This window comes from Domibacillus indicus (assembly GCF_023715895.1).
GTDB classification, from domain to species: Bacteria; Bacillota; Bacilli; order Bacillales; family Domibacillaceae; genus Domibacillus; species Domibacillus indicus_A.
In genome coordinates this window covers 1-214 of sequence record NZ_JAMBOO010000167.1, presented here as the reverse complement: position 1 = coordinate 214, position 214 = coordinate 1, and the positions used below count along the sequence as shown (strand labels likewise).

The following is a 214-nucleotide window of genomic DNA, read 5'->3' as shown; positions in this document are numbered from 1 at the left end:
AGTACCCGGAGGAAGAGAAAGCAAACGCGATTCCCTGAGTAGCGGCGAGCGAAACGGGACATAGCCCAAACCAAGAGGCTTGCCTCTTGGGGTTGTAGGACACTCTATACGGAGTTACAAAGGAAGAAGATAGGTGAAGCGATCTGGAAAGATCCGCGGTACAAGGTAACAGCCCTGTAGCTGAAATCTTCTTCTCTCTTGAGTGTATCCTGAG

The 214-nt window shown here is 50.5% G+C and carries 1 rRNA gene; it reads left to right on the top strand.

Annotation, left to right across the window (positions count from 1 at the left end):
* Positions 1-214, top strand: a 23S ribosomal RNA gene (locus M3221_RS27185); the annotation flags it as partial.